Here is a 26652-nt window from a genome sequence, read left to right as displayed (position 1 = left end):
GACGCCGTGGCAAGACTCAGTGTGGTCCGATTCGGGCTGGTCGCCGGGCTGGTCGTGCTCGCGGCCGGGGCGGTGGTGCTCGGCGCGGCTTCCCCGTGGTGGTGGTTCCTGGCGGCGCCGCTGCTGGCGCTCGCGGCGACCGGGGTGTACGACGTGACCCAGCGGCGGCATTCGGTGCTGCGGAACTATCCGGTGCTCGGGCACCTGCGATTCCTGCTCGAAAGCCTCCGGCCGGAAATGCAGCAGTACTTTGTGGAACGCAACTTCGACGGCCGCCCGTACGACCGCGACGTCCGGTCCATTGTCTACCAGCGCGCCAAGGGCACGGCCGCGGAAGAACCATTCGGCACCGAGCGCGACGTGTACGCCGAGGGATACGAATTCCTCGTCCCGTCGCTCGCGCCGGTGCCGGTTCCGGAGCACGCGCCGCGAGTCCGGGTCGGCGGGCCGGACTGTGCGAAGCCGTACGAGATGGCGTTGCTGAACGTGTCGGCGATGAGCTTCGGTTCCTTGTCCGGCAACGCGATCCTCGCGCTGAACCAAGGTGCCGCCCGCGGCGGTTTCGCCCACGACACCGGCGAGGGCGGACTCTCGGAACACCACCTGCGGGGCGGCGGCGACCTGATCTGGGAAATCGGCACCGGCTACTTCGGCTGCCGGACCTCGGAGGGGGACTTCGACCCCTCGGCTTTCGCCGGCAAAGCCGCGCACGACGCGGTGAAATGCGTTTCCTTGAAACTTTCGCAAGGCGCCAAGCCCGGGATGGGCGGGGTGCTGCCCGGTACGAAGGTGAATGCGGAAATCGCCCGGGTGCGCGAGGTGCCCAGGGGAGAAACGGTCGTTTCCCCGCCGTATCACCGGGTGTTCTCGACTCCTCGCGAACTGGTGCGGTTCATTGCCCGGATGCGCGAGCTGGCCGGCGGGAAGCCGACCGGATTCAAGCTGTGCGTCGGTTCCCGGGCGCAGGTGCTGGCGGTGTGCAAGGCGATGCTGGCCGAAGGGGTCACGCCGGACTTCATCGTGGTCGACGGCGCCGAAGGCGGTACCGGTGCGGCCCCGCTGGAGTTCGCCGACCACCTCGGCACGCCGCTGACCGAGGGCCTGCACACTGTCCACAATGCGCTGATCGGCACCGGGCTGCGGGACCGGATCCGGCTCGGGGCGAGCGGGAAAGTCGCCACCGGAGCGGATGTGGTGAAGCGGTTGATCCAGGGCGCGGACTACACGAACGCCGCGCGGGCGATGATGTTCGCGGTGGGATGCATCCAGTCGCAACGGTGCCACACGAACAAGTGCCCGGTCGGGGTGGCGACCCAGGACCCGCGCCGGGGGCGGGCGCTGGACGTGCGGGACAAGACCGAGCGGGTGCGGCGGTACCAGGAGGCTACGGTCGCCTCGGCGATGCGCATCATGGCGGCGATGGGGGTCTCGGATCCGGCGGAGTTGTCGCCGCGGTTGCTGCGCCGCCGGGTGGATGCGCGGACGGTGCTGTCGTACGCGGAGTGGTACGACTGGCTGGAGCCCGGGCAGTTGCTGGCGGAGCCGCCTCTCGGGTGGGCGCAGGAGTGGGCGGCGGCCGATCCGGATCGGTTCGCCTGAACTCCCGCTGATGTAGGTGAGGGGAACCCTGACAGACGTTCGCGCTGGCCCGGCTGCGGCTGTCGGGCCGGGGCGACTTCGCGCGGCGGGACGTCGGCGGGGGCGAGAACCCCCGCGCACTGCTGAGGAAACCCCATGGGGGACATGCCGCGCGGGAAGTCTTGCCGGGTGGGCTGGCCGGGAGAGGAAGCGGCGTGCGCGGCCAGTTCCGTATCGTCACAGTCAGCCTCGCCCGCGGGCTGACGTGCTGTTCTCCGCGACTGGCCCTCGCCGGACCCGCTGATGGCGGAGCGGGTGCGCGGCCGGGTGGGGGCTCGCGCCGCCGCCGTCCGGTGGCCCGCTGGCGATTCGTCCTCCGATCGGGCACGATCGGTGATCGTGGCTTCGGGAGACGGGCAGGACGCGGGCGACCTCGAGGTGTCTGTCCGGTGGCGGGGGCCGGCCGCGGTCGTGACCGTGGGCGGCGAGATCGATCTGGTCACCGCGCCGGAACTCGGCGAGTTCGTGGGCGGGGTGCTCGAACGGGAACCCGGCGTGCTGGTGGTCGACCTGCGCGCGGTCGATTTTCTCAGCTCGTCCGGGTTGCAGGTGCTGGCGGGTGCGCACCGCAAGCTCGACGCGGGCGCGCTGCGGGTCGTGAGCACGTCCTCGATCACCTCGCGGCCGTTCACGACCACCGGCCTCGACGAGTGGATCGCGCTGTTCCCCTCGGTCGACCAGGCGCTGGCCGGGGTCGCCGGAGCGGGCGGTTGACGATGGACGTGCGGGAGGACACCCGGGCACTGAGCTGTCACGGGATCGTGGCGGAGCCGGGGGCGTTGCGCGCGTTGCGGCACCGGTTGCTGGCTTGGGCGCTGGAGTCCGGCGTCCCCGACGATCGCGCGCACGACATCGTGCTGGCCGGGTACGAGGCGCTGGCGAACGTCGCCGATCACGCGTATCCGGGCGAACCGGGGCTGGTGGACCTCGACGCGGTGTGCCGGCCGGACAGCGTCGAGGTCGTGATCGCCGACCACGGGCAGTGGCGTCCGCCGGAGGAAGCCGAGGACGATCCGGTTTCGGTGCGCGGGCGCGGGCTGCTGCTGGTGCAGGCGACGGCGGACCGGGCGGATGTGCGGACCAGCGCGGACGGCACGGTGGTCACGTTGGGCTGGAAGCTCTGACGGGTCCGGGTGGCCGGTCGGTGTCGAGTACGGGTGATGGCTTGGTGCGGGTCGTCCGAGGGTCCGGGCGGATGTGCGGACCAGCGCGGACGGCACGGTGGTCACGTTGGGCTGGAAGCTCTGACGGGTCCGGGTGGCCGGTCGGTGTCGAGTACGGGTGACGGCTTGGTGCGGGCCGTCCGAGGGTCCGGGCGGGACGGCGGTGCCGGAACTCAGCTCACCGGTTCGGCCGCGCGGCGGCGCAGCAGGTACCGCTGGACCTTCCCGCTCGGGTTGCGCGGCAGGTCCGGGACGAACTCCACCCGCCGCGGGTATTTGTACGGCGCGGCAAGGGATTTCGCGAAGTCCTGCAGTTCTTTCGCTTTCGCCTCGTCGGCGGGAACGCCCTCGTTGAGGACCACGTAAGCGGCGACGATCGAGCCGCGCGCGTCGTCCGGGGCGGCGACGACCGCGCATTCGAGCACGTCCGGGTGGCGCAGCAGCACCTCTTCCACCTCGGGCCCGGCGATGTTGTAGCCGGACGAAACGATCATGTCGTCGCTGCGGGCGCGGTAGTGGAAGTAGCCGTCGGAGTCGCGGACGTAGGTGTCGCCGGTGAGGTTCCAGCCGTCCTCGACGAAGACGGTCTGCCGGTCGTCGGCGAGGTAACGGCAGCCGGTCGGGCCTTGGACGGCCAGGCGGCCGGGGGTGCCGTCGGGGACGGGGTGGCCGTTGTCGTCGACGATCTGTGCGCGGTAGCCGGGGACGACGCGGCCGGTCGCGCCCGGGCGGGCGTCCTCGTCGGCGGCGGAGATGAACACGTGCAGCATTTCGGTGCTGCCGATGCCGTCGATGAGCCAGTGGCCGGTGGCCTCGTGGAAGTCGGTCGCGACGGATTCGGGCAACGCCTCGCCCGCCGACACCGCGCGGCGCAAGCCGGACAGCAGCGGGCGGCGGTCGGAGGCGAGGATCGCGCGGTACGCGGTGGGTGCGGTGAACAGGACCGTCACCCGATGCTCGGCGACGAGGTCGGCGAGTTCGGCCGGCGTGGCGCGCTCGACGAGCAGGGTCGCGGCTCCGGCGTGCAGCGGGAAGACCAGCAGGCCGCCGAGGCCGAACGTGAACGCCAGCGGGGGAGTGCCGCAGAACAGGTCGGTTTCCCGGGGTTTGACCAGGTGCCGGGAGAACGTGTCGGCGATGGCGAGCAGGTCGCGGTGGAAATGCATGGTCGCCTTGGGGCGGCCGGTGGTGCCGGAGGTGAAGGCGAGGAGAGCGACGTCGTCCGCGGCGGTGTCGACGTCTTGGAAGGTCGCGGGACGGGTGGCGCAGCGCGCGGCCAGGTCGTCGGGGCTGTCGCCGCCGTAGGGGACCACGGGGAGGTCGAAGGACTGTAGTTCCCCGGGATACCGGTGGTCGCAGAGGGCGATGACAGGGGTGCTCGCCTCGATGATTTTCGACAGCTCGTGCGCCCGCAGCATCGGCATGGTGGCGACGGCGACCGCGCCCGCCTTCAGCACGCCCAGCCAGCACGCGGCGAGCCACGGGGTGTTCGGCCCGCGCAGCAGCACGCGGTTCCCGGGCACGATGCCCTGCGCGGTGAGTTCGTGGGCGATCTGGTTGGCGCGGGTCAGCAGGTCGCCGTAGGACCAGGATCCGGCGGGGGAGAGCAGCGCGGGACGGTCGGCTCCCCAGCGCGCGATCGTGTCGTCGAGCAGGCGCGTGGCCGCGTTGAGCCGGTCGGGGTACCGCAGTTCGGGCAGATCGAACCACAACCGCGGCCACTGCTCGAACGGCGGGAGGTGGTCCCGGCAGAACGTGTCGACATGCGCACTCGGCTGGAGCTGCACCACGTGCCCCCAATTCAGACGACGGCCTTCCCGCGTCCAGCTACTGTAATACGTTTTACGACCGTCAGGAAGACGCAACATCGGACGGCGCTCGCGGGGGCACGGAGCGCAGTCGGAAAAGGCTTGAGCGGGTTTCCGCGGAGCGCCCCGAGTGCCGCTGCGGCGGTCGTCGAGAGACGCTCGCGGAAGGCGGCGACGGCGAACAGGGCGAGGGGCTTGCGCCGCAAGCGGGGCACGATCTCGATCAGGCGGGTCGCCACGGGCTTCGCGAGAAGTCCGTGCGGGGAACCCTGAAGGGATCAGAGTCCCGCAGGGTTCCCCGCAACGGCATCCGTCCGGGTCAGGCGTGTGCGTCCAGGTATGCCGGGTCCGGCGGCGGGATCGGGACGTCCGGCTGTCCGGCCAGCAGCTGGTTCATCGCGGAGAAGTACGGCGGCGCGGCGACCGTGCCGCCGAAGGCGCCGTGGCCGCAGTTGCCCAGGTGGACGGGGGTGCCGGGGCAGATTTCCTGCGGACGGGGGCCGTCGGCGAAGACCATGGACGACACGGCGTAGTGGTCGACTCCGCCGACGAACGCGACGGATTCGCTCTGCTGCGTGGTTCCGGTCTTGCCGATGTCCGGGTGGGTCCAGCCCGCCGACTGGGCCGCGCGGGCGGACGTGCCGATCGTGGTGTCCTGGCTCAGGCCCGACTCCAGCGTGTTCGCGACGCCGGGCGGGATCACCTGTTCGCAGGCCTGCTGGTGCAGCGGGACCGGGTGGCCGTGGCGGTCGGTGACGGACAGGATCGGGTCGGGCGGGCACCACATTCCGCCGCTCATCAGGGTGGCCGAGACGTTCGCCATCTCCAGCGGGCTCACCGGGCTGTTGCCCAGCGTGAAGGACAGCAGGTTCTGGAAGTACTGCGACTGCGGTTCGTTGTACTGCGGGTTTTTCGACCGCGGGTCGGCCGGGTCGGTGATCGGCTTGCTGCCCGCGTCGTTGGTCGCCATGGTGGTGCGCAGGCCCAGTTTCCGCGCCATGTCCAGCACCGCGGGCATGCCCACTCGCGATTCCAGGCCGACGAACGCGACGTTCGGCGACGTCGCCAGCCCGGCGGACAGCGAGATCGGGTTCGGGTAGCTCGTGCCGTCGTTGCTCACCGGGTAGCAGTGCGTGTACCGGTTCATGTCGGGCGGGTTGAAGCAGTCGCTGAACGGGTTCGTCAGCGGCGTGTTCAGGCCCGCTTTGCCTGCGACCATCGCCGCGGCCGAGGTGAAGATCTTGAACGACGAGCCCGCGCCGAACTTGTTGCTCGCGTCGGCCACGATGTTCGTGGACGTCTCGCCCTGGTCGGGATCGGTGCCGTAGTTGCGGTTCGAGACCATCGCGAGCACCTGGTGCCCGTCGCCGCCGGGCTGCACGACCGCGAACGTGTTGGCGACGCCGTCCTGCGTGGTCGGCACGTTCGCGTTCACCGCGTCCTTCGTCACCTGGCTCACGTGCGGGTCCATGGTGGTCTTCACGGTGTATCCGCCGGTGTCGATCTGGTCGGCGGTGAGCCCGGACTGCACGAGATAGCGCACCGCGTACGCGCAGAAGAACCCGGCATCGGGAGCCGCGCCGAGGCAGGTGCTCGACGGTGCTTGCGGCCGCGCTCCGCTGAGGCCCAGCGGAGTCGCCTTCGCGGTCGCTCCGTAGGAGGCCGGGATCGAATGCGCGGACACCATCGAATCGATCACCAGATTGCGCCGTTGAAGCGCCTTGTCCGGATGCGTGTACGGGTTGTAGATGGTGGGGTTGTTCACCATTCCGGCGAGCAGTGCCGCCTGCGGCACGGTCAGTTTGTCCGCAGTCGTCCCGAAATACGCCTGTGCGGCCGCGCCGACGCCGTACACCGTGCCGGTGTATTCGACCACGTTCAGGTAGTCGGCGAGGATGTCGTCCTTGGACACAGTCTGGCTCAGCTGCACGGCCATTTTCGCCTCGCGCAGCTTGCGCGCCAGCGAATCCTCCTGATCCCGTTGCTGCGCCGCCTTGTCGTTGCGGTCCACGACGTTCACGAGGTAGTTCTTCACGTATTGCTGCGTGAGCGTGGACGCGCCTTGCAGGTTTCCGCCGGAACTGTTGTGCACCGCGGCGCGCAGCATGCCCTGCGGGTCGACGCCGCCCTCGCTGTAGAACCGGCGGTCTTCGATGTCGACGATCGCGGCCTTCAGCGCCGGGGAGATCTGCGCCGCGGTGACCGGAATGCGGTACTGCGAGTACAAAGTCGCGATCGTCCCGCCGTTGCGGTCGGTGACGGTGGTGACGAGCGGCGGCTCCGCGTGCACCAGATCGGCGGAGATGGCGTCGACCGAATCGCTGACCTGGTTGGACAGCACGCCCGCGCCGATCGCGACCGGGGCCAGCGTGCCCGCGACGAGAATCCCGGCCAGCACGCACAATCCGAGGAACGGGGCTATCCCCCTGCGACGAGACACGGTTCCCACATTATGCCTTTCCCGGTGAGAAACCGGTGTGCGGACGAGGGTGTTTCATCGAGCCAGCCTTCCCAGCAGAGCCGAAGCGACCGCGATCGCCAGCGCGGTCGCACCCGCTAAGACGCCGAAGTCCGCCCCGAGGTTCGCCGGCGTGCCGATCAATAACCCCCGCAAGGCGTCGACTTGGTAACTCAGCGGGTTCGCATGGCTCAGCACCTTGAGCCAGGACGGCATCAGGTTCACCGGATAGAGCGCGTTCGACCCGAAAAACAGCGGCATCGTGATCGCCTGTCCGATGCCCATCAGCCGTTCGCGGGAAAGCACCAAACCGGCGATAACGATGGAAAGACAGCAGAAAAAGGCCGAACCGAGCACCACGGCCACCGCGGCGCCCAGCAGCCGCACCGGGTTCGCGGTCAGCCCGACGCCGAGCAGCGCGGCGAGGATCACCACGATGAACGCCTGCACGAGGGCCCGCACCCCGGCGGCGAAAGCCTTGCCCGCGACCAGTGCCGCGCGCGGCGTGGGCGTGACGAGCAGCTTCGCGAGGACGCCCGCGTCGCGCTCCCAGATGATCTGGATGCCGTAGAAGATGGAGATGAACAGCGCGGACTGGGCCAGGATGCCGGGCGCGAGATAGTCGAGATAGGGCACCGAACCGGTCGGGATCGCGCGCAGCCGGGTGAACGTTTCGCCGAAGATGAGCAGCCACAGCGCGGGCTGGATCGCCCGGGTGAGCAGTTCGGTCTGGTCCCGGCGGAGCTTCTGCAGTTCCACCAGGCACATCGCGCCGACCCGGGAGAACAGCACGCGCAGCTGCCCCAGCGGGCCGGGGTCAGCCGAGACGGCGGGCGGTGCGGCGAGCGGCACGGACATCGCGGATCCCTCCTGCGTCGAGCGCGTTCCCGGTGACAGTCCGGAACACGTCGTCCAATGTGGACTCCGGGCCCAGCCCGGCTTCGAGGTCGGCCGGGGTGCCGAGCGCGCGGATCTTGCCGGTGTGCATGAGCGCGACGCGGTCGCAGTACTGCTCGGCTTCGTCCATGTAATGGGTCGTGACGAGCACGGTCATCCCGGTTGCGGCGCGGATCTCGGCAATCCGCTCCCAGACCGCCGAACGCGCCACTGGGTCGAGGCCGATGGTCGGCTCGTCGAGGATCAGCAGCCGCGGCGAGCTGACCAGCGCCTGCGCCAGTTCCAGCCGGCGGATCATGCCGCCGGAGTAGCGGCCGGCCGGGCGGTCCGCGTCGTTCTCCAGGCCGACCAGGTCCAGCGCCTCGCGCACCTGGGCGGCGCGCCGGGCCCGCGGCACGTCGAAGAGCCGGGCGAACAGCGACACGTTCTCGCGGCCGGTGAGCGCGCCGTCGGCGGAAAGCTGTTGCGGGACATAGCCGATCAGGCGGCGGACGGCCATCCGGCGGCGGGCGACGTCGAGCCCGAAGACGGTGATGCGGTCCGGCGAGACGGGCAGGAGCGTCGTGATCATCCGGATCGTGGTGGTTTTCCCGGCTCCGTTCGGGCCGAGCAGGCCGAAGACCTCGCCGGACTCGATGGCGAGATCCACGCCGTCGACCGCGACGGTGGCGCCGAAGGAATGCCGTACTCCGGTGCAGCGGACTGCCGGTTCGCTCATACCGCCTCCTTGAGGAGTTTCACGCTGGATGCCTGGGAGGCGACGGCCGGAATGGCGATGATTCGCTTGCGGGCCGCGCTCATGCCGGGTCCTCCTTGAGCACTTCGGTGAGCCGTTCGAGGGCGGGCAGCGCGGCGACGATCGCCGAAGTGTCCTCATCGGACAGCTGGGCGAGCGCGGCGGAAACCAGCCCGGTGCGGGTGCGCCGCCAGGCCGCCATCCGGTCCCTGGCCGCGTCGGTGAGCTGCAGCCGCGCGGCCCGGCGGTCGGCCGGATCGACCTCGCGCCGCAGCAGGCCTGCCTCGGTGAGCACGTTCACGAGCGTGCTGACCGAGTTCCCGGCCAGGCTGAGTTCCCTGGCCGCCGCCGCGACGCCGATGCCCGGGTTCCGGTGCACGACGCGCAGCAGTTCCACCTGCGAGCCCGGCAGGTGCGGTCCGGGCAGTGCGGCCCGCACTCGCCGGCGCACGACGCGGCGCACGCCCAGCACCGCGGCGAGAACGCGTTCGGCGAGGTCGATCCGGGGTGCGGGCATGTCTCGAAGTTAGCTCTGATACAGAGTCATTAGCAACACTAAATGTCTTGTTCGCCGGGAGCCTGCTGATTTACTGGTTCGGCCACAAGCAGGCCGGCCCTGAAGCGGTACGTAACCGTTGCAGCGAAGTCATCAGGCCGTGGCTGTGGTCGGATCAGCAACGATCGGCGCAGTATCCCCGCTGGAGGAGCAGCGCGACGCCGAGCGCGATCACGCCGTCCAGGACCCGCCAGGCCGTGGGCCGCGTGAACACGCCGGACAGCCTCCGCGCGCCGAGCCCGAGCGTGCTGAACGAGACCGCGCTCGCGACCACCGCGCCGATGCCGAACAGCCAGCGGCCGTCGCCGTGTCCGGCCGCGACGGAGCCGAGGAGGAGGACGGTGTCGAGATAGACGTGCGGGTTGAGCCAGGTGAGCGCGAGGACAGGTCTGCGGGGGAGACGGTCAGCGCGCCCGGCCGGAAGGCACGGCGCGCGGCGAGGATCCCGTATCCCACAAGGAAAAGCCCGCCGACGATCGCGATGGCCTTGCTCGCCGGCGGCCACCGCTGCGGCACCGCTCCGATCCCGCTCACCCCGGCGGCGATGAGGACCGCGTCGGACAGCGTGCAGACGAGGATCACCGGCACGACGAGACCGCCGCGCAATCCTTGGCGGAGCACGAAAGCGTTCTGCGCGCCGATGGCGACGACGAGGGACATGCCGGTGCCGAACCCGGCGCTGAGTGCTGCGATCACCCCGCCGACGGTAGAAGCGGGCGTCCGCATTATTCCAGGTAAAGATTCCGAACTAAGATAAGCGTTGATGATGTCCGATCTTCCGCTCGACCAGGTCCGCACTCTGCTCGCGGTGGTGGACGAGCAGTCGTTCGACCGGGCCGCCGCGGTCCTGCACGTGACGCCGCCCGCGGTGAGCCAGCGGGTGAAGGCGCTGGAGCGGCGGATCGGCCGGGTGCTCGTGCTGCGGTCGAAACCCGTGCGGCTCACCGAATCCGGCGAGGTGCTGGTGCGGTTCGCGCGGCAGCTGACCCGGCTCGAATCCGACACCCGCGCGGAACTGGGCCTCGGCGGACCCGCCCGGACGGCGACAGTGCCGATCGCGGTCAACGCGGACTCGCTGGCCACCTGGTTCCTGCCCGCGCTCGAAGAGGTCCCGGCCGAACCGCCGGTCTCGTTCGACCTGCGCAGCGACGACCAGGACCACACGGCCGCCCTGCTGCGCGAAGGACTGGTGATGGCCGCGATCACCGCGACGCCGCAGCCGGTGCAGGGCTGCACCGTCAGCCGCCTCGGCACGATGCGGTACCGGGCGGTGGCGTCGGCGGAATTCGTGCGCTGCTGGCTGGACGGCGGCTCGCTCGCGGAGCGGCTGCCCGCGGCCCCGGTGGTGGTGTTCGACCGGAAAGACGATGTGCAGGACCAGTTCCTGCGCCGCCGGACCCGGCGCAAGCTGCCGAGCCGGGTCCGGCACTACATCCCGGCGTCGGTGTCCTTCGCGGACGCGGTGGAAGCCGGGCTGGGCTGGGGGATGGTGCCGGAGGGCGGGACCTGGTGGATCTCGCGCCGGAGCGGGCGGTGGACGTGGCGTTGTACTGGCAGCAGTGGAAACTGGACTCGCCGTCGCTGGCCGAGGTGGCGGAGGCGGTGGGACGGGCGGCCGGGCGTGCGCTGGGGCGGTGACCGGCGGATCGGCGGCGGTGGGCTATCCCTGTGCGATCGGCCAAAGGTCGTCGTTGAGAAGCCGCTTCACGATCTTTCCGGTGGCATTCCGCGGAAGTTCCGGCACGAAGTACACATCGCGCGGCACGGCGAACCGCGCGAGCCGCTGGTGGATGTAGTGCCGGATGTCCTCGGCGTGCATGCGGGCGCCGCGGCGGAGCACGACGTACGCGGCGAGGCGCTGGCCGAACTCGTCGTCCGGGACGCCGACCACGGCCGCGTCCGAGACGCCCGGCAGCGCGGCCAGCGCTTCCTCGACCGGACGCGGGAACACGTTCTCGCCGCCGGACACGATCATCTCGTCGGCCCGGCCGGTGACGAACAGCCGTCCGGACGCGTCCTGGTAGCCGACGTCGCCGGTGGCCATCAGGTCGTGGGCGCGGGGGACGCTGGAACCGTTGGTGTAGCCGTCGAACAGCATGTCGTTGCCGACGAAGATCTGGCCTTCGTCGCCGGGCGGGACCGGGCGGCGCTCGTCGTCCAGGATCGCGACCTGGGTGCCGGGCGGGCAGCGGCCCGCGGACGTCGGGGCGGCGCGCAGGTCGGCCGGGTCGGCGATGCTCGCCCAGGACACCTCGGTGGAGCCGTAGAAGTTGTAGAGGACGTCGCCGAAGGTGTCCATGAACGACGTCACGAACGCGCCCGGCATCGCCGACCCGCTGCTCGCCACGATCCGCAGCGACGACAGGTCGTACCGGTTGCGCACGCGTTCGGGCAGGTCGAGGATCCGCTGCAGCATGATCGGGACCGCGAACAGCGCGTCGCAGCGGTGCTCGGCGATCGTGCGCAGCATCTGCTCCGCGTCGAAGCGGCGGATCAGCGACAGCTCCGCCCGCAGCGCCATGCCGAGCTGCATCGCGGCCAGCCCCCAGCTGTGGAACAGCGGGGCGGCCACGGCGATCTTGTCCCTGGCCCGCAACGGGATCCGTGACAGAACGGTCGCCGACGTGCTCACGCCCTTCGGCGTCGGACGGCGCGCGCCCTTCGGGGCCCCGGTGGTGCCGGAGGTCAGCACGACGATCCGGCCCTCGCGTTCGCTCGGCTTCGGCCGGGCCGCCGGGGCGTCCTGGAGCAGTTCGTCGAGCGTGCGGTAGCCCTGTTCGGCGTCGTCCCAGGTGCTCACGCGCGGGAATTCGCCGGGCACCGACGCGACGATCGGCGCGAACTCGTCGTCGGCCAGCACCGCGGCGGGCGGGTGCTGCGTGAGCACTTCCTCGACGGCGGCGGGGGAGAGCCCGGTGTTGAGCAGGACGACGTCGGCGCCGAGCTTGCTGCAGCCGACGAACGCCTCGATCATCGCCGCGTGGTTGCGGCACATCAGCGCGACCCGCGAACCGGCCGCCACGTCGAGCGCGGCCAGCGCGTTGGCCAGCCGGTTGCTGCGCTCGTCGATCTCGCCGAACGTGCGCGTGTTGCGCTCGTCGTGCACCGCGACGTCGTCGGCCCCGCGCGCGGTCGCGGCGAGGTATCCGCCGGCCAGGGTCGCGCCCCAGCGGGCCAGGGAACTGAGCTGCTTGAGCATCTTGTCCGGCCGTCCGGCGGCCAGCACCCCCGCGCGGACCAGCGTGTTCGCCGTGCGCAGGGCCGTGGCAGGCTCCTGCTCCGGCGGGTCGCCCGGCAGCCCGGACAGCTGCTGCCCGATCCGCTTCGCCAGCTGTTTGAGCAGGCCTTTCGCCGCGCCGCGGGCGAGCAGGCCGGAGTGTTCCGGAGGCAGCGAGGGGAGCATCATCCGCAGCACGATCTCGGTGCCGCCGCGCGGGACCGGCCGCAGTTCGACCGACACCCAGGTCCGCTCGTCCGGCAGCCCGCACCAGACGACGTGCTCGCCCGGGCGGTACACCGCCGCGTGAACGGTGCCCTCGACCATGGTCTCCCGGTCCGGGGCCAGCCGGATCAGGCAGTGCGGCCCGCGGCCTCGTTCGGCCGGCACGGTGACCTCGCACCAGCTGATCGCCGGGACGAACCTCGGGTACAGCTCGGGACTGCCGACGATCTGCCACACCTGTTCGGGCGAGTGCCCGACCACCGCACTCGCCTCGACTACATCGTCTCGCATCGCGATCCGCCTCGTCGCCGCACGCGTGTGGGCTCCCCGGTCCTTCCCGGACGCGTGTTCAGGTTGCCGGGACGCTACCAGCCGGAGCGGGCCCGGGGTACTCCGAACGGCGGACCGTCCAACTGGATGGGAAGTTTCTTCCCGGGGTTCCCGCGCCGGTGACGCACGCGACCCGGCGGGTCCCGGCGTCCCGGACATAATGGGCCGGGTGGAGCAACTGGTCGAGGAATACGGACCCAGCTGGGACCCGGGCCCGTACGAACGGGGCACCGACGGACCGCGCGTGATCCTGGTCGGCGCGGACACTTCGCCGACCGGGCTGCGGGCGACGGCCTACGGCGGCGGCCTCGCCCGGCGGCAGCGCGCGCGGCTGGTCGTGGTGTACGTGGCCGCGCCGACGGTGTGGACCGGCCTCGCCGCGGCCGCGGTCGTCGACGTGCAGCAGCAGACCTTCGAGGAGGAGATCGAGCAGCTGCGCGCGGAACTGCGCGAGCGGGCGGCCGATGTGCAGGTGCCGGTCACGTTCGTGGTCCGCCGCGGCGAAACCTTCCCCGAACTGCGCCAGGCCGCGCAGGAGGCGAACGCGGACATGGTCGTGGTCGGCGCCTCCGAACAGGGCGGGCACCGGCTCGTCGGCTCGGTCGGCAACCGGCTGGTGCGCGCCGCGACCTGGCCGGTCGTCGTGGTGCCGTAAGCACTCACGACACCGGCGGCGATGGGGGCAGGCGTGCTGGCGTGGGGCGGGTCTGGGCAGGCCCTGGTGAGTCTTCATACCGGTGAGAACCGGCATGAACACTCACCAGGCCCGGCAGGGTGGAGGCGCAGTGGATGTCGTGGAGGTCGTCGCGCGGTTGCGGGGCGCCGGATGCGTGTTCGCCGAGGACGAGGCCCGGCTTCTGCTGGGCCAGCCGGGCGATCTGGCCGGGATGGTCGAGCGGCGGGTCGCCGGGGAACCGCTGGAGTACATCCTCGGCTGGGCGGAGTTCGCCGGCCGCCGGTTCGTGGTCGCGCCGGGCGTCTTCGTGCCCCGGCACCGCACGGAACTGCTCGTGCGGCTGGCCGTCGGGTTCGCGCACGCGCGGTCAGTGGTGCTCGATCTGTGCTGCGGCTCCGGTGCGCTGGGCGCAACGGTCGCGGCCGAGGTGCCCGGGATCGAACTGCACGCGGCGGACGTCGAGCCCGCCGCGGTCGATTGCGCGCGGCAGAACGTGCCTGGTGAGGTATACCAAGGCGATCTCTACGTCCCGCTTCCGCAGCGGTTGCGCGGCCGGGTGGATGTGCTGATCGCGAACGTCCCGTACGTTCCGACCGACGACGTCGCGCTGATGCCGCCCGAGGCACGCGATCACGAACCCCGCGTCGCGCTCGACGGGGGCGCTGACGGACTCGACGTGCTCCGTCGCGTTGCCGCCGAGGCTCCGGCGTGGCTGGCACCTGGCGGGCACGTGCTTTTCGAGGCCAGCGAACGTCAAGCCGCCGCCGCCACGGCCGAACTGCGCCGGGCAGGGCTGGTCGTGTCGGTCGAAGAAGATGACGAACTCGGCGCGACAGTCGTGGCAGGGCGGCGCGAACACTGAGCGGCGAACCGGATTCGCCCGCTTTCCGTACTGCGTGGTTCCGGTCGGGACGTCTAGGGTCAACGCATGAAGGTCGGCCTGCTCACCCGGGAGTACCCGCCGGACGTGTACGGGGGAGCGGGGGTGCACGTCGAGTTCCTCGCCCGGGAACTGCGGTCGCTGGTCGAGCTGGACGTGCACTGCTGGGGCCCTGACCGCCCGGACGGCGCGCACGGGCACCGCGACGCGCACGGGTACGCCCAGCCCGCGTTCGCCACCATGGACATCGCGGTCTCGATGGCCGACGCGCTCGCCGGGCACGATCTCGCGCACAGCCATACCTGGTACGCGAACCTCGGCGGCCATCTCGCGAAGCTCGCGCACGGCATCCCGCACGTCATCACCGCGCATTCGCTCGAACCGCTGCGGCCGTGGAAGGCCGAGCAACTCGGCGGCGGCTACCGCGTGTCGTCGTGGATCGAGCGCGACGCGTACGAGGCGGCGGACGCGATCATCGCGGTCAGCTCCGGCATGCGGCGCGATGTCCTCGCCGCGTACCCGAACGTCGACCCGGCGCGGGTGCACGTGGTGCGCAACGGCATCGACACCGAGCTGTACCAGCCCGATCCGGGCACCGATGTGCTGGAGAAACACGGCATCGACCCGAACCGGCCGTACGCGTTGTTCGTCGGGCGGATCACCCGGCAGAAAGGCGTGCCGCATCTCGTGCGCGCCGGGGCCGCTCTGGACGAAGACGTGCAGCTGATCCTGTGCGCGGGCGGAGCGGACACGCCGGAGCTGGACGCGGAGTTCCGCGGGCTTGTCGCGGAACTGCAGGGGAAACGGTCCGGGGTGCACTGGATCCCGGAGATGCTGCCGCGCACCGAAGTCGTGCAGTTGCTGACGCACGCGCTGGTGTTCGTGTGCCCGTCGGTGTACGAGCCGCTCGGCATCGTGAACCTGGAGGCGATGGCGTGCGGCACCGCGGTGGTGGCCAGCGACGTCGGCGGCATCCCGGAGGTGGTCGCGGACGGCGAGACCGGCGTGCTGGTGCATTACGACGAGAACGAGCCCGGCGCTTTCGAGGCCGGGCTCGCGCGCGGGATCAACGACCTGGCCGCGGATCGCGACCGCGCCACCCGGCTGGGCCTCGCCGGACGGGACCGCGCGGTGGGAGAGTTCGGCTGGACAGCGATCGCCGCCGCGACGGTCGGGGTTTACCAGGCGTGCGGGAGGGTTTCGTGATCGACGGATCCGATGTGCTGGGGATCGTCCTCGCCGGCGGCGAGGGCAAACGGCTGATGCCGCTGACCACCGACCGCGCGAAACCCGCGGTCCCCTTCGGCGGCGTGCACCGGCTGATCGACTTCGTGCTCTCCAACCTGGTGCACGGCGGGATCCGCCGGATCTGCGTGCTGACGCAGTACAAATCGCATTCGCTGGACCGGCATATTTCGACCACCTGGCGGCTGTCGTCGCTGACCGGCGAGTACGTCACGCCGGTGCCCGCCCAGCAGCGGCTGGGCCCGCGCTGGTTCCAGGGCAGCGCGGACGCGATCCACCAGAGCCTCAACCTCGTGCACGACGAATCGCCCGCGTACATCGCGGTGTTCGGCGCGGACAACATCTACCGGATGGACCCGCGCCAGATGATCGACGCGCACATCGCGTCCGGCGCGGGCGTGACGGTCGCCGGAATCCGCGTGCCGCGCGCGGAGGCCCGTTCGTTCGGCGTGATCAGCACCGAGGACGGCACCAAGATCGACGCCTTCCTGGAGAAACCCGAGGACCCGCCCGGCTTGCCGGACTCGCCGGACGAATCGTATGTGTCGATGGGCAATTACGTCTTCACGACGCAGGTGATGCTCGACGCGCTGCACGCGGACGCCAAGAACCCGGCGTCCAAACACGACATGGGCCGCGACATCATCCCGGCGCTGGTGGAAAAATCCGAGGCGGCGGTCTACGACTTCAACGGCAATGTGGTGCCGGGCGAAACGGGCCGGGACCACGGCTACTGGCGCGACGTCGGAACGATCGACAGCTATTACGACGCGCACACCGACCTGATCTCGACGCAGCCGATTTTCAACCTGTACAACCGGAAATGGCCGATCCTGGCCCACCCCGGCCAACGCGCGGCGGCGAAGTTCGTGGAAGGCGGCACCGCGACCCAGTCGATCGTCAGCAACGGCTGCATCATCTCCGGCGCGCAGGTGGTGGATTCAGTGCTGTCGCCGGACGTGTTCGTGGAGAACGGCGCTGTCGTGCAGGGTTCGGTGCTGCTGGACGGGGCCCGGGTCGGGCGTGGCGCGGTGGTGCGGCGCGCGATCCTGGACAAGAACGTCGTTGTCCCGCCTGGTGCGCATATCGGGGTCGATCTGGCCAGGGACCGCGGCCACTACCACGTGAGCGACTTCGGGATTGTCGTGCTGGGCAAGGGCGAGACGGCTATCTAGCGTGCCGCGGCCGGAAGGCCGTGCGGGGAACCCTGAAGGAATCTGATTCCCTCAGGGTTCCCGTCACGACCCTGCGCGTACTTCAGCGAAGGGCCGCGACCGCACGCGCGATGACGTCGGCCGGGCTGGGCTGCCCGCTCATCTCCGCCCGGACCTCCGCGGCCGCAAGCCGGAACGACTCATCCTCAAGCACCTGCGAAACCAGCTTCCGCACCGTGGACACATCCACCGCGGCCGGATCGTGGCTCACCCCGACGCCGCGGTCGACGACCCGCTCAGCCGACATCGGATTGTCCGCGAAACTGGGCAAAACCACCTGCGGAACTCCGTAGAACAGCGGCGCGGCAGTAGTCCCGGACCCGCCGTGATGAACAATCGCCGAACAGCCGGGAAGAAACACCGACAACGGCAAGTACCCCACCGACCGGACATTCCCGGGAAGCTCGCCCAGTTCGCTCACATCAGCAGTTGCCTGCCGCGAGAACGACTTCGACGTCCATCCCGCCGAGCGCGTCCAGCACGACCTTCAGGCTGCTGACCCCGGTCATCGCCGGAACCACCGTGCCCAGCGTGACCGCCACCCGGGGCCGTTCCGGCTTCCGCAGCGCCCACTCCGGCAGCACCGCTCCGCCGTTGTAAGGCACGAACCGCATCGGCCACCAAGGCGCGCCGTCGCGTTCGTCGGCGTGCTCCTCGTCCGCACGCAGCCCGCCCATGCTCGGTGCCCGCGGGTCGATCCGGGCGATGACCTTCGGCGGCGCGTCGCCGAGGCCGAGCTTCTCGCGCATCAGCGCGACGAGTTCGCCGCTCAGGAAGTCGTCGTGCTCGGTGCGCCACGAGAGGTCTCTGGCCGACCACGAGATCCGGTTGCCGACCTCGAGCGCGGGCGCCTCCAGCGCGACCGCGGCGAGCGCGCCGGCGCCGTGGTCGGACGGGTAGACGACCAGATCCGCGCCGAACGCCCGGCCCGCCTCGATCGTGCCCGCGGTCATGGCGGCGGTGAAGAGCCCGAACGGGCCCCGGTGCTGCCGCGCGATCCGGTATTCCTCGGGTTCGCCCGCGTCCGGGGCGGAGCCGTTCTTGACGGTCGCCAGCAGGTCGGTCCAGAGGTCGCGGCCGGGGAAGACGTCGGCGACCGGCAGGCCGGCGCGCGCGGTCACCTCGGCGATCTCGGCGGTGGTGGCCAGCAGGACCTCGTGGCCGGCGGCACGGGCGGCCCAGACGACCGGGATCAGCGGAAGGGCGAGCCCGTGCCCGGGCGCGGAGGCGAACAGGATCTTCACCTCTTCGAGACTGCCAGAACCGTGACGCTCCCCGCATCCAGGTTTCTGTTCGGGCACACCGGTAACGCGTGGGGCGGTCGCGGCGACACCTCCGCAGATCATCCTCCCGGAAAGGCCCGGTCCCCCCCCGCGAAAAGCCCGTGTCGCGGCATTGCTGACCCTGGTCGGCTTCGGCTCGCGGTGTCCCCCGCCGTGGCCGCGGACGCCGGTCAGACCAGCACCTGATGCACCAAAAAGGAGCAGGTCGCGATCCTCGGCACGTCGGCCGACACCGGCTACGGCCGCCACGGGCTACCAGTCCGCCACCGACACCTACGCGCCGACCACGTACGGCTGGACCACGAAAATCGCCAACGACCTCCACGCCGAGTGGAACACCACCACGAAGAACTACGCGCACAACGGCGCGATGGCCGCCGACTACCTCCCCGGCGGCCGCTGGCCCGACACGACCGGCGCGCTCGCCGACCTCACGCAGCGCCAGCCCGACCTGGTGCTCATCGACCTCGGCGGCAACGAGCTGATCTCGCAGACCGACCCGGCGGTGTTCAAGGCGAACCTCGGCAAGGTCATCGACACCGTCCGCGCCGCGCGGCCCGGGGTCGACATCCTGCTGCCGATCTACGCCGAGCTGAAGTGGACGCCCAATCCGTGGGCGGCCAGACGCAGAAGTACTTCTGGTCGCAGTACGCCACGTCGATTTACCAGACGGCGGTCGCCAAGCGGCTCGGCGAATCTGCCGAACCCGAGCCCCTGGCTGGCCGGCAACGTGCACCTGAACGACGCGGGCAACCTCGCCGAGTACGGGATGTGGTGGGGCTGGACGTCGAGCCTGGGGAGCATCTGCTGAGCGCTGCGGCGGCCGGAGGCTGACGCGAGGGAGCGGTTCGGCGGCCGATCGCCGGTTCGCGGTGGCGGAACGCGCCGCCGGGTCTCCTGTTGCCGCTGCTCACGGCGTTTCCGCAGGTCAATATGGGTGGCGTAACCTCGGCGTAATCAAAATCCAGGTAGCGTCGCCGAGGTGGTGACTACGCAGCGGAGGGCGGAACGGGCCCGGCAGGTGGCCGACGGCCTGCGGCAGCGGATCGTCGCGGGCGAGGTCGGCGACCTGCTGCCGGGCGAGCGGGCGCTGGGCGAGTGGTTCGGCGCGTCGCGGAACGTCGTGCGGGAAGCACTCGGCTTGCTGCGGGACGAAGGGCTCGTCGAACGCAGACAAGGCGTCGGGACGCTTGTCGTCCGCCCGAAATACGGGCACGGGCTCGATCGGCTGACCGGGCTGGCGGAGGCGCTCGAAGGACACGGCGAGGTCGTGAACGAGGTGCGCGCCGCCGAGACGGTCGCCGCGCCGCCGTCGGTGGCCGAGCGCCTCGGCCTGGCGGCCGGGGAGGAGGTCGTGCACCTGGAGCGCGTCCGCCGGCTGGGCGGGGCGCCGTTGTCGCTGGACTCGACCTATCTGGTGGCGGATCTGGGGATTGCGTTGCTGGGGAAGGACCTGGCGCACCGGGACCTGTTCGCGTTGCTGGAGGAGACGAACGGCATCCGGCTGGGGCGGGCGGAGGTCGAGGTGCACGCGGTGTCCGCCGGGCCGGATACGGCTGCGCTGCTGGACATCGCGCCGGGGACCGCGGTTTTCGCGCTGGACCGGTTGACCCGGCTGCCGGACGGGCGCCCGGTCGACGCGGAGTGGCTGCACATCCGCGCGGACCGGCTCACGCTGCGGGCGACCTTGCAGCGCGGCGCGGCGTGATCCGGCGAGCCTCGTGCGTGTTCATCCCGGTTCTGACCGGGATGAACACGCACGAAGTCCGGGCGGAACGCAGGCCAGGGAACGACTTCCGGAGGTGCCCAAGGTGATCGTCGCGCTCATCGTCACCGGCCTGCTGGCCGGGATCGGCATCACCGCCGTCGGACCTGGCGGAGTGCTCGCGACCGTCGGGCTGTTCGTCTTCACCTCGCTCACCCCGGCGCAGGTGGCGGGCACGGCGATCGTCACGCACGTGGCCACCGGGATTCTCGGCAGCGCCGCTTTTGTCCATTCCGGACAGTTGCGCGAACCCGAAACCCGGCGGGTGGCGGGAGTTCTCGCCGCGGCCGCGACCGTCGGGACTCCGCTGGGCGTGCTGCTGAACTCGTGGGTGTCGGCGAAGGCGTTCGGGATCGTGCTCGGCGGGTTCGCGCTGGTCGTGGCGGTGTTCGTCGGGTTGAAGGGGCGGGAGCGGGCGGTCGGGCTGCCGATCGCGGGGGCGATCGGGGCGGGCGTCGCGGTGGTCGCGGGACTGGTCGGGGTCGGCGGGCCGATGCTGGCGGTGCCGTTGCTGGTCGTCGCCGGGATGCCGGTGCTCGGGGCGCTCGCCGCCGCGCAGGCGCAGTCGGTGGTGATCGCCAGCGTCGGGACGCTCGGGTACGTCCTGCACGGCGCGGTCGACTGGCGGCTGGCGGCGATTGTCGGGATCCCGGAGCTGGCGGGGGTGTTGATCGGCTGGCGGATCGCGCACGCGTTGCCGGCCAAGACGCTCAAAGCCGCCCTCATCGCGGTGCTGGTCGGGATCGCGCCGTATCTCGCGTTGCACGGCTGAAGCCGGGTGGCGGCCACCCGGCTTCAGCCGGTGCGCTACCGGTCGAAGGGAAGCGCCATAACCGCGCCCGGGACCGGTTTCCCGGCGCGGACCGCAGTCAGTTCCGCAGTGGACAGTGCCCTCCGGAACAGGCGGCTGTCGTCCAGTGTGCCGGACAGGTGCTGCGCGCCGTCCAGACGTTCGCCCAGCCACAGCTGGAACGAGACGGTCTGGGTGACCGAACCGGGCGAGTCCGGGCCGGAGGCGGCCACCGCGCCGTCGACCAGGATGCGGAGCTGGCCGCCCGACCGCTGAAGCGCCACGTGGTGCCACCGCTGATCGTCGTACGCCGACTGCGTGGTGACCGACTTGCTTCCGGCCGCGGTGGTCATCATCGCGATCAGACGATGCGACGCGGGTTCGGCGCGGAGCCACAGCTGCGGCGCGGTCGAGCCCATGCCGCCCAGCCACAGGAGAGGCTGCGGGTCTTTCACCGCGCCGTAGCTGACCCAGGTGGAGAAGGTGAAGTCGGCTGAGCCCACCAGTTGCGCAGGCGAGTACGGGACGCGGACGAAGCCGTTCTTCAGCTGGACCGCCTTGCCGAACTTGCCAGGAATCACACTGGCGTCGCCGAGGACGCGAGCCGGCCGTCCACTCGCGACGTCCGGAGTGGACACTCCCGGCGAACGCTTCCAGCCGAGGTAGTTCTCGTCGAAGCGGGCGAAGCGGATCTCGTCTCGGGCGTCCACCGCGCCGCCCTCGTACATCAGGCCGATCTTCGCGTTCCTGTCCTGTGGGCCGCTGAGCTGGACCAGGTCGGAGTAGCCCGACCAGTCCGTCGTGACCCGCGTGCCCTGGTCGGCGTTTTCCCAGGTGCGACCGTCGTCATAGGACGAACGGATGGTCATCCAGCGCCGCCGGTCGGTGTCGGCGGGAGAGGCGAACAGGATCCGCTTGCCGCCGGGACGGTCCAGGCGCAGCAGCGAACCTTGCACCATCGGCGTCACGAGGTCGGGGATCGTGGTGAAGCGCTGGGAGAACGTTTCGCCGCCGTCCCGGCTCAACGCGTAGTCGCGGTTGCCGATGTCGGTGCCGCTCTGTTCGCGGCCCCCGGCGTAAATCGTGCCGTCCGGCAGTTCCACGACACTGACTTCCGAGGGCTTTTGCGTGAAGGTGCCGCTCACCGGATGCGGGTAGTTGTCGACAGCGCCGACGTGCCAGGAGGAACCGCCGTCGTCGCTGTAGACGAGACCGGCGTAGTTTTCGACGGAATTGGCGCCGTCACTGCGTTCGGCGTTCACTCCGAAGACGAGCCGGCCCGCGTGCCTGCCGTGCTGGAGCTGGATGCCGTGCACCGGACCCGAGGCGTACCAGGAATCCCACGCGGGCAGCTTCGCCCGCTCGCTGATGTCGACTGGCGTGGACCAGGTGCGGCCGTCGTCGGTGCTGTACTGCGAGTGCGGCGTGCGCGGGCACGGCACGTCGCAGCCCTTGTCGTCGGTGCGGCCCTTGTTGTACGTGGTGATCAGGACGATCCGGCCGGTCTTGGCGTCCACAATGGGCACTGGGTTGCCGTGGGTGTCCCCGCCGCCGCGGTTGACCACCTGCAGCGGCGACCAGGTGGTTCCGCCGTCGGCGGACCGTTTCAGCACCAGGTCGATGTCGCCGGTGTCGCCGCAGTTGTCCTTGCGGCCCTCGGCGAAGGCCAGCAGCGTGCCGTGTGTGCTGCGGACGATCGCCGGGATCCGGAAACACGCGTAGCCGGTTTCCTGATGCGGGTTGAAGAGCGCTTCCTGCTCGAATCGCGGGGCGGCCTGCGCCGAACCGGCGGGAGCGAGGAAAGCCAGCAGCACGAACGCCAGCACCACGCGAAGGGCGGTTCTCATCTGGTCTCCGTTCCGAACTGTCCGGAAAGGACGGCCACGCCGTGCGCGGCCAGTTCCACTTCGGACGAGGGCTGGGCGGGGTCGGCGAGCAAATCGGTACCCGGTGAAGGCAGGGAAACCGTGACGGCTTCGGCGTTGTGGTTGAGCAGGAACAGATAGTCGTCGGAACCGTGCCGCACGATTGCCTGGACGCCGTCCGGCAACCCGGGCAGCACCGGCGAAACTCCGGCCTCGGCGGTGATCCGGTCGAAGAGCGTGCGCATGACCCCCGCGTCCGGCCGGGTGCCCAGGTACCACGCCACGCCCGAGCCGAACTCGTGCCGCGTGAGCGCGGGACGACCGGCTAGCGGGCCTTCGGCGAAAGCGGCGACGACGTCCGCGCCTTCGGTTTCGATCCATTCGGACCAGATCGTGGCGCTGACGGTCGCGCCGTCGAGGTCGAGCGTCGTGGAACCGCCCTCGGGCAGCGGCCAGAATTCGTCGACGCGCAGGCCGAGAACGTCCCGCAGGGGCGCGGGATAACCGCCGGTGTACACCCGGTCGTTCTCGTCGGCGATGCCGGAGAAGAACGACACCGCCAGATGCCCGCCACCCTCCACATAGGAGCGTAGATTGGCCGCGACCGCACTGTCCATCAGGTACAGATTGGGCGCCACGACGAGCCGGTAGCCGGACAGGTCGCGCGACGGGTGCACGACGTCGCAGGTGACGTTCGCGTCGAAGAGCGGCGCGTAGTGCGCGAGGTGCGCGTCGAGCTGGCTGAGGTCGTCCGAGGGATGCGAGTTCAGCTCCAGCGCCCACCAGCTGTTCCAGTCGTGCAGCACCGCGACGTCGGCCTTCACCCGGCTGTCCGCCAGCTGCGGCAGCGACGCCAGCTCCTGGCCCAGGTCGCGCACCTCGCGGAACGTACGGGTGTCCGGACCGCCGTGCGGCACCATCGCGGAGTGGAACTTCTTGGCCCCGCCCGGAGTTTGCCGCCACTGGAAGAACAGCACCGCGTCCGCGCCGCGGGCGACCGCCTGCCAGCTGCCCAGCCGCATCGTTCCCGGCGGCTTCGGGCTGTTGCGGGTGCGCCAGTTCACCGCGCTCGGCGCCTGCTCCAGCAGCAGCCACGGCTGACCGTCCTTGGCGGACCGGACCAGGTCGTAGGCGAAAGCCGCTTCCAGGTGCCCGCGCGGATCGTAGGGGTCGGGGTAGGAGTCGAGGCTCACGATGTCCTCGTGCGGCGCCCACTTGTTCCAGTCGAGTGACTTCTGCACCAGGCCGACGAAGTTCGTGGTCACCGGGACGTCCGGCGTGATCCGGGCCAGCACCTCGCGCTCGTTGAGGTAGCAGCGCAGCGAAGCGTCGGAGGAGAACCGGTGGTAGTCCAGCTGATGCGCCGGGTTCGGGAAGGTCGGCGCGACGCGCGGCGGCTGGATCTCGTCGAACTCGGAGTACCGCTGCGACCAGAAAGTCGTGCTCCAGGCCTCGTTCAACGCCTCGATGCCGCCGTAGCGCTCGGTGAGCCAGCGTCGGAAGTCCATTGCGGACTCATCGCAATAGCAGGCGCGGATGTGGCAGCCGAACTCATTGCCGATGTGCCACATTTCCAGCGCCGGATGCCCGGCGTACCGGGTGGCGACCTGTTCGACCAGCCGGGCGGCGTGCTCACGGAACACCGGGCTGGACGGGCAGAACTGCTGCCGCGCACCGGCGGACAGCCGGGTTCCGTCCGCGCGCACCGGCAGGATTTCCGGATACCGGTGCGAAAGCCACGGCGGCGGCGAAGCCGTCATGGTGGCGAGGCAGGCCCGGACGCCGCCGGCGGCGAGATTGTCCAGCACCGTGTCGAACCAGCCGAAATCGAATTCGCCCGGCCGCGGTTCCACCTGCGCCCAGGAGAAAATCCCGGCCGTCACCATCGAAACCGAAGCCTCGGCCATCAGTTTCACATCTTCCGCCCACACCTCGGGCGACCAATGCTCGGGGTTGTAGTCCCCGCCGTAGTACAGCCGATCCATCAGAGGAGACCCGCTTCCGCTAGCTTTCCCTTGATCCGCAGCAGTTCGTCGTCGTTGAGGGGGAGTTGCGGCGGTGCCATCACCGCGTTGTCGATGAATCCGCGCATCTTCATCGACGCCTTGAACGCGCCGAGCGCGGCCGAACCGCGGCCCATCCGGTTCGGCGGGGCCACGTCGGTAATGCTGAACAGGGTCAGCAGCCGTTCCTGCTCGCGCCGCGCGGCCTGCGGATTGCCGCCGCGGAAGTGGTCGTAGATCAGCACGTAGCCGACCGGGTCGACGTTTCCGAGCCCGGGCACCGCGCCGTCCGCGCCCTGCGCGAGCGCGACGTCCACGAGCAGTTCGGAGCCGGTGAACACGGCGAAGCGCTCCAGTCCGCGTTCGCGCCGTTGCTGCAGCACCGTCCGGAACCCGGCCTCGTCGCCGCTGGAATCCTTGAGCCCGGCCAGAACGCCGTCCGCGGCCAGGTCCAGCACCAGTTCGCGGTCGAGCTTCGTGTGCACGGCCACCGGGATGTCGTAGGCGAAGATCGGCAGCGACGTCCGCTCGTGCAGGAGCCGGAAGTGCCGGTCGATCTCCGCGACGTGCGTGCGCGTGTAGTACGGCGCGGTCACCACGATGGCGTCCGCGCCGGCCGCTTCGGCGGTCTTCACGTGCTCCGCGACGCGCAGGGTCGTCATGTCGATACAGCCGGCGAGCACCGGAACCCGCCCGGCGACCTGGTCGACCGCGGTTTCGACGGTGCTCCGGCGCTGGTCGTCGGGCAGGAAGGCGACCTCGCTGGACGATCCGAGCACGAAGATCCCGTGCACGCCGGCGTCGAGCTGGAATTCGATGTGCCGCCGCAGCGACGCGGTGTCCACGGTGAAATCGTCGTGGAACGGCGTGCACAGCGGCGGGATGATGCCGGCGAACCTGGGCGCAGTCATGAGGCAGTCACTCCGATTTCTGGGTGGATGCAGCGGTAGGTGTGCTCGTCCGGCCCGGACTGCGGTGGCAAGGCGAGGGAGCACTCATCGGTGGCTTTCGGGCAGCGGGTGTGGAACGGGCAGCCGGGCGGCGGCGCGGTCGCCGACGGCACGGGTCCGCCGAGGACGATCGGTTCCACGGGATGCAGCAGGCTCGGCGTCGCCGAGAACAGCGCGCGGGTGTACGGATGACGCGCGTGGTGCGGCAGTTCGGCGGCCGGGGCCTGTTCGACGATCCGGCCGAGGTACATCGTCACGATGCGGTCGCTCATCCGGCGCACGGTCTGGATGTCGTGCGACACGAACACCATCGCCAGTTCGAGCTGCTCGCGCAGTTCCAGCAACAGGTTCAGGATCTGCGCCCGCACCGAAACGTCCAAAGCGGACGTCGGCTCGTCGGCCACCAGCAACGCCGGCCGCAGGGCGAGCGCGCGGGCGATCGCCACGCGCTGCCGCTGTCCGCCCGACAGTTGCGACGGCAGCGCGTCGGCCACACTGGACGGCAGCCCGACGAGGTTCATCAGCTCCCGGACCCGTTCGGCGCGCTCCTCGGCCGTGCCGATCTGGTGCACGTCGAGCGGGTCGCGCAGGATCTTCGCCACCGGCAGCCGCCGGTTCAGCGCGGTCGAGGGGTCCTGGAAGATCATGCCCACGGTTCGGCCCAGTTCGGCCGGACGCAGCGCGGACAGGGGCCGGCCCGCGTAGCGCACCATGCCGGAGGTGGGCTTCTGGAGCCCGACCAGCACTTTGGCCAAAGTGGACTTCCCGCAGCCCGATTCCCCTACTACGCCGACGGTTTCGCCTTTCGCGATGGCGATGGTCGCGTCGGTGAGCGCGTAAACGCGGTCGTGGCCGAACAGACCGGCCCCGCGGATCCTGTGCACCACATGCACACCGTCGACTTCGACGAGGCTCATGCCGAGACCTCCTTGAGCAGCTGCGCGCTGATCGAT

General features: G+C 70.4%; 22 protein-coding genes and 2 pseudogenes. 11 read left to right on the top strand and 13 right to left on the bottom strand.

Features of this window, described 5'->3' with window-relative positions; genetic code table 11:
• The first annotated feature begins 6 nt into the window (after nt 1-6).
• The 3 genes from BM362_RS39820 to BM362_RS39810 all read left to right on the top strand — a co-directional run bounded on the left by BM362_RS39820 (nt 7) and on the right by BM362_RS39810 (nt 2762).
• Nucleotides 7-1599, top strand: a complete 1593-nt coding sequence (locus BM362_RS39820) for an FMN-binding glutamate synthase family protein (protein WP_067586673.1) — start codon at nt 7-9, stop codon at nt 1597-1599.
• Nucleotides 1600-1977: 378 nt separating this feature from the next.
• Nucleotides 1978-2352, top strand: coding sequence for an STAS domain-containing protein (locus BM362_RS39815; protein WP_067587041.1), 375 nt, complete (start codon nt 1978-1980; stop codon nt 2350-2352).
• A 2-nt stretch (nt 2353-2354) separates the two neighbouring features.
• Entirely contained in the window at nt 2355-2762 is a 408-nt protein-coding gene (locus BM362_RS39810; protein ID WP_093576658.1) for an ATP-binding protein, read from the top strand.
• Nucleotides 2763-2974: 212 nt separating this feature from the next.
• On the opposite strand, the gene BM362_RS39805 is transcribed toward BM362_RS39810, so the two are convergent.
• From BM362_RS39805 to BM362_RS39780, 6 genes and pseudogenes are all read right to left on the bottom strand, one after another.
• Entirely contained in the window at nt 2975-4588 is a 1614-nt protein-coding gene (locus BM362_RS39805) for an AMP-binding protein (RefSeq protein WP_067587050.1), read from the bottom strand.
• 340 nt (nt 4589-4928) lie between these two features.
• Nucleotides 4929-7058: a transglycosylase domain-containing protein gene (locus tag BM362_RS39800; protein ID WP_198545452.1), complete on the bottom strand. Its 2130-nt coding sequence runs from the start codon at nt 7056-7058 to the stop codon at nt 4929-4931.
• A gap of 45 nt (nt 7059-7103) precedes the next feature.
• Nucleotides 7104-7925 (bottom strand): ABC transporter permease, encoded by an 822-nt coding sequence (locus tag BM362_RS39795; protein WP_093576657.1) that lies wholly within the window; start codon nt 7923-7925, stop codon nt 7104-7106.
• Nucleotides 7885-8682, bottom strand: coding sequence for an ABC transporter ATP-binding protein (locus tag BM362_RS39790; RefSeq protein ID WP_093576656.1), 798 nt, complete (start codon nt 8680-8682; stop codon nt 7885-7887). The genes BM362_RS39795 and BM362_RS39790 overlap by 41 nt, the downstream gene beginning before the upstream one ends.
• Before the next feature lie 79 nt (nt 8683-8761).
• Nucleotides 8762-9217 (bottom strand): MarR family winged helix-turn-helix transcriptional regulator, encoded by a 456-nt coding sequence (locus BM362_RS39785; RefSeq protein ID WP_067586683.1) that lies wholly within the window; start codon nt 9215-9217, stop codon nt 8762-8764.
• Nucleotides 9218-9371: 154 nt separating this feature from the next.
• Nucleotides 9372-9982, bottom strand: a pseudogene (locus BM362_RS39780) (LysE/ArgO family amino acid transporter).
• A 37-nt stretch (nt 9983-10019) separates the two neighbouring features.
• Between BM362_RS39780 and BM362_RS39775 the strand changes: the two are divergent.
• Nucleotides 10020-10894 (top strand): annotated as a pseudogene (locus BM362_RS39775) (LysR family transcriptional regulator ArgP).
• Nucleotides 10895-10916: 22 nt separating this feature from the next.
• Here BM362_RS39775 and BM362_RS39770 read toward each other — a convergent pair.
• Nucleotides 10917-12989 (bottom strand): AMP-binding protein, encoded by a 2073-nt coding sequence (locus BM362_RS39770; RefSeq protein WP_093576655.1) that lies wholly within the window; start codon nt 12987-12989, stop codon nt 10917-10919.
• A 208-nt stretch (nt 12990-13197) separates the two neighbouring features.
• On the opposite strand from BM362_RS39770, the gene BM362_RS39765 reads away from it, so the two are divergent.
• The 4 genes from BM362_RS39765 (at nt 13198) to glgC (ending at nt 17004) form a co-directional block, all read left to right on the top strand.
• The gene (locus tag BM362_RS39765; RefSeq protein ID WP_198545454.1) at nt 13198-13683 is read left to right on the top strand and encodes a universal stress protein; all 486 of its coding nucleotides are present in this window, start codon (nt 13198-13200) and stop codon (nt 13681-13683) included.
• A 94-nt stretch (nt 13684-13777) separates the two neighbouring features.
• A complete protein-coding gene (locus BM362_RS39760) occupies nt 13778-14566 on the top strand; it encodes a putative protein N(5)-glutamine methyltransferase (protein ID WP_067586700.1) in 789 nt (262 codons plus the stop codon).
• A gap of 66 nt (nt 14567-14632) precedes the next feature.
• The gene (glgA, locus tag BM362_RS39755) at nt 14633-15790 is read left to right on the top strand and encodes a glycogen synthase (protein WP_067586703.1); all 1158 of its coding nucleotides are present in this window, start codon (nt 14633-14635) and stop codon (nt 15788-15790) included.
• Nucleotides 15787-17004 carry a glucose-1-phosphate adenylyltransferase gene (gene glgC / locus BM362_RS39750; RefSeq protein WP_167545609.1) on the top strand — a complete coding sequence of 406 codons (1218 nt, stop codon included), beginning with the start codon at nt 15787-15789 and terminating at the stop codon, nt 17002-17004. Before glgA ends, glgC begins: the two co-directional genes overlap by 4 nt.
• An 82-nt stretch (nt 17005-17086) precedes the next feature.
• On the opposite strand, the gene BM362_RS49650 is transcribed toward glgC, so the two are convergent.
• Both BM362_RS49650 and BM362_RS39745 read right to left on the bottom strand, forming a co-directional pair.
• Nucleotides 17087-17464 (bottom strand): glycosyltransferase, encoded by a 378-nt coding sequence (locus BM362_RS49650; RefSeq protein ID WP_244287432.1) that lies wholly within the window; start codon nt 17462-17464, stop codon nt 17087-17089.
• 1 nt (nt 17465) lies between these two features.
• On the bottom strand, nt 17466-18287 hold the full coding sequence (locus BM362_RS39745; protein ID WP_244287431.1) for a glycosyltransferase family protein: 822 nt from the start codon (nt 18285-18287) through the stop codon (nt 17466-17468).
• A gap of 151 nt (nt 18288-18438) precedes the next feature.
• Here BM362_RS39745 and BM362_RS39740 point away from each other — a divergent pair, with 151 nt between their 5' ends.
• From BM362_RS39740 to BM362_RS39730, 3 genes are all read left to right on the top strand, one after another.
• Nucleotides 18439-19137 (top strand): SGNH/GDSL hydrolase family protein, encoded by a 699-nt coding sequence (locus BM362_RS39740; protein ID WP_208865473.1) that lies wholly within the window; start codon nt 18439-18441, stop codon nt 19135-19137.
• Between the two features lie 171 nt (nt 19138-19308).
• Nucleotides 19309-20034: a GntR family transcriptional regulator gene (locus tag BM362_RS39735; protein ID WP_067586712.1), complete on the top strand. Its 726-nt coding sequence runs from the start codon at nt 19309-19311 to the stop codon at nt 20032-20034.
• Nucleotides 20035-20137: 103 nt separating this feature from the next.
• Nucleotides 20138-20863: a sulfite exporter TauE/SafE family protein gene (locus BM362_RS39730; protein ID WP_232791797.1), complete on the top strand. Its 726-nt coding sequence runs from the start codon at nt 20138-20140 to the stop codon at nt 20861-20863.
• A gap of 35 nt (nt 20864-20898) precedes the next feature.
• On the opposite strand, the gene BM362_RS39725 is transcribed toward BM362_RS39730, so the two are convergent.
• From BM362_RS39725 to BM362_RS39710, 4 genes are read right to left on the bottom strand one after another with little or no spacing between them, the layout of a single operon-like run.
• Nucleotides 20899-22728, bottom strand: a complete 1830-nt coding sequence (locus BM362_RS39725; protein WP_093576654.1) for a sialidase family protein — start codon at nt 22726-22728, stop codon at nt 20899-20901.
• Nucleotides 22725-24731, bottom strand: a complete 2007-nt coding sequence (locus tag BM362_RS39720) for a beta-galactosidase (protein WP_093576653.1) — start codon at nt 24729-24731, stop codon at nt 22725-22727. The genes BM362_RS39725 and BM362_RS39720 overlap by 4 nt, the downstream gene beginning before the upstream one ends.
• Nucleotides 24731-25660: a dihydrodipicolinate synthase family protein gene (locus tag BM362_RS39715; protein WP_067586724.1), complete on the bottom strand. Its 930-nt coding sequence runs from the start codon at nt 25658-25660 to the stop codon at nt 24731-24733. The genes BM362_RS39720 and BM362_RS39715 overlap by 1 nt, the downstream gene beginning before the upstream one ends.
• On the bottom strand, nt 25657-26616 hold the full coding sequence (locus BM362_RS39710) for an oligopeptide/dipeptide ABC transporter ATP-binding protein (RefSeq protein WP_093576652.1): 960 nt from the start codon (nt 26614-26616) through the stop codon (nt 25657-25659). The genes BM362_RS39715 and BM362_RS39710 overlap by 4 nt, the downstream gene beginning before the upstream one ends.
• Nucleotides 26617-26652: the final 36 nt, after the last annotated feature.

This window comes from Amycolatopsis rubida (assembly GCF_900115345.1).
In the GTDB taxonomy this organism is placed as follows: domain Bacteria; phylum Actinomycetota; class Actinomycetes; order Mycobacteriales; family Pseudonocardiaceae; genus Amycolatopsis; species Amycolatopsis rubida.
This window is presented reverse-complemented; position numbering and strand designations above follow the sequence as displayed.

Bases quoted from the DNA above. Each gene is read 5' to 3' on its own strand.
- BM362_RS39810 (WP_093576658.1), top strand. From the start codon at position 2,355: ATGGACGTGCGGGAGGACACCCGGGCACTGAGCTGTCACGGGATCGTG.
- BM362_RS39795 (WP_093576657.1), bottom strand. From the start codon at position 7,925: ATGTCCGTGCCGCTCGCCGCACCGCCCGCCGTCTCGGCTGACCCCGGC.
- BM362_RS39790 (WP_093576656.1), bottom strand. From the start codon at position 8,682: ATGAGCGAACCGGCAGTCCGCTGCACCGGAGTACGGCATTCCTTCGGC.
- BM362_RS39785 (WP_067586683.1), bottom strand. From the start codon at position 9,217: ATGCCCGCACCCCGGATCGACCTCGCCGAACGCGTTCTCGCCGCGGTG.
- BM362_RS39770 (WP_093576655.1), bottom strand. From the start codon at position 12,989: ATGCGAGACGATGTAGTCGAGGCGAGTGCGGTGGTCGGGCACTCGCCC.
- BM362_RS39760 (WP_067586700.1), top strand. From the start codon at position 13,778: ATGAACACTCACCAGGCCCGGCAGGGTGGAGGCGCAGTGGATGTCGTG.
- glgA (WP_067586703.1), top strand. From the start codon at position 14,633: ATGAAGGTCGGCCTGCTCACCCGGGAGTACCCGCCGGACGTGTACGGG.
- BM362_RS39725 (WP_093576654.1), bottom strand. From the start codon at position 22,728: ATGAGAACCGCCCTTCGCGTGGTGCTGGCGTTCGTGCTGCTGGCTTTC.
- BM362_RS39720 (WP_093576653.1), bottom strand. From the start codon at position 24,731: ATGGATCGGCTGTACTACGGCGGGGACTACAACCCCGAGCATTGGTCG.
- BM362_RS39715 (WP_067586724.1), bottom strand. From the start codon at position 25,660: ATGACTGCGCCCAGGTTCGCCGGCATCATCCCGCCGCTGTGCACGCCG.
- BM362_RS39710 (WP_093576652.1), bottom strand. From the start codon at position 26,616: ATGAGCCTCGTCGAAGTCGACGGTGTGCATGTGGTGCACAGGATCCGC.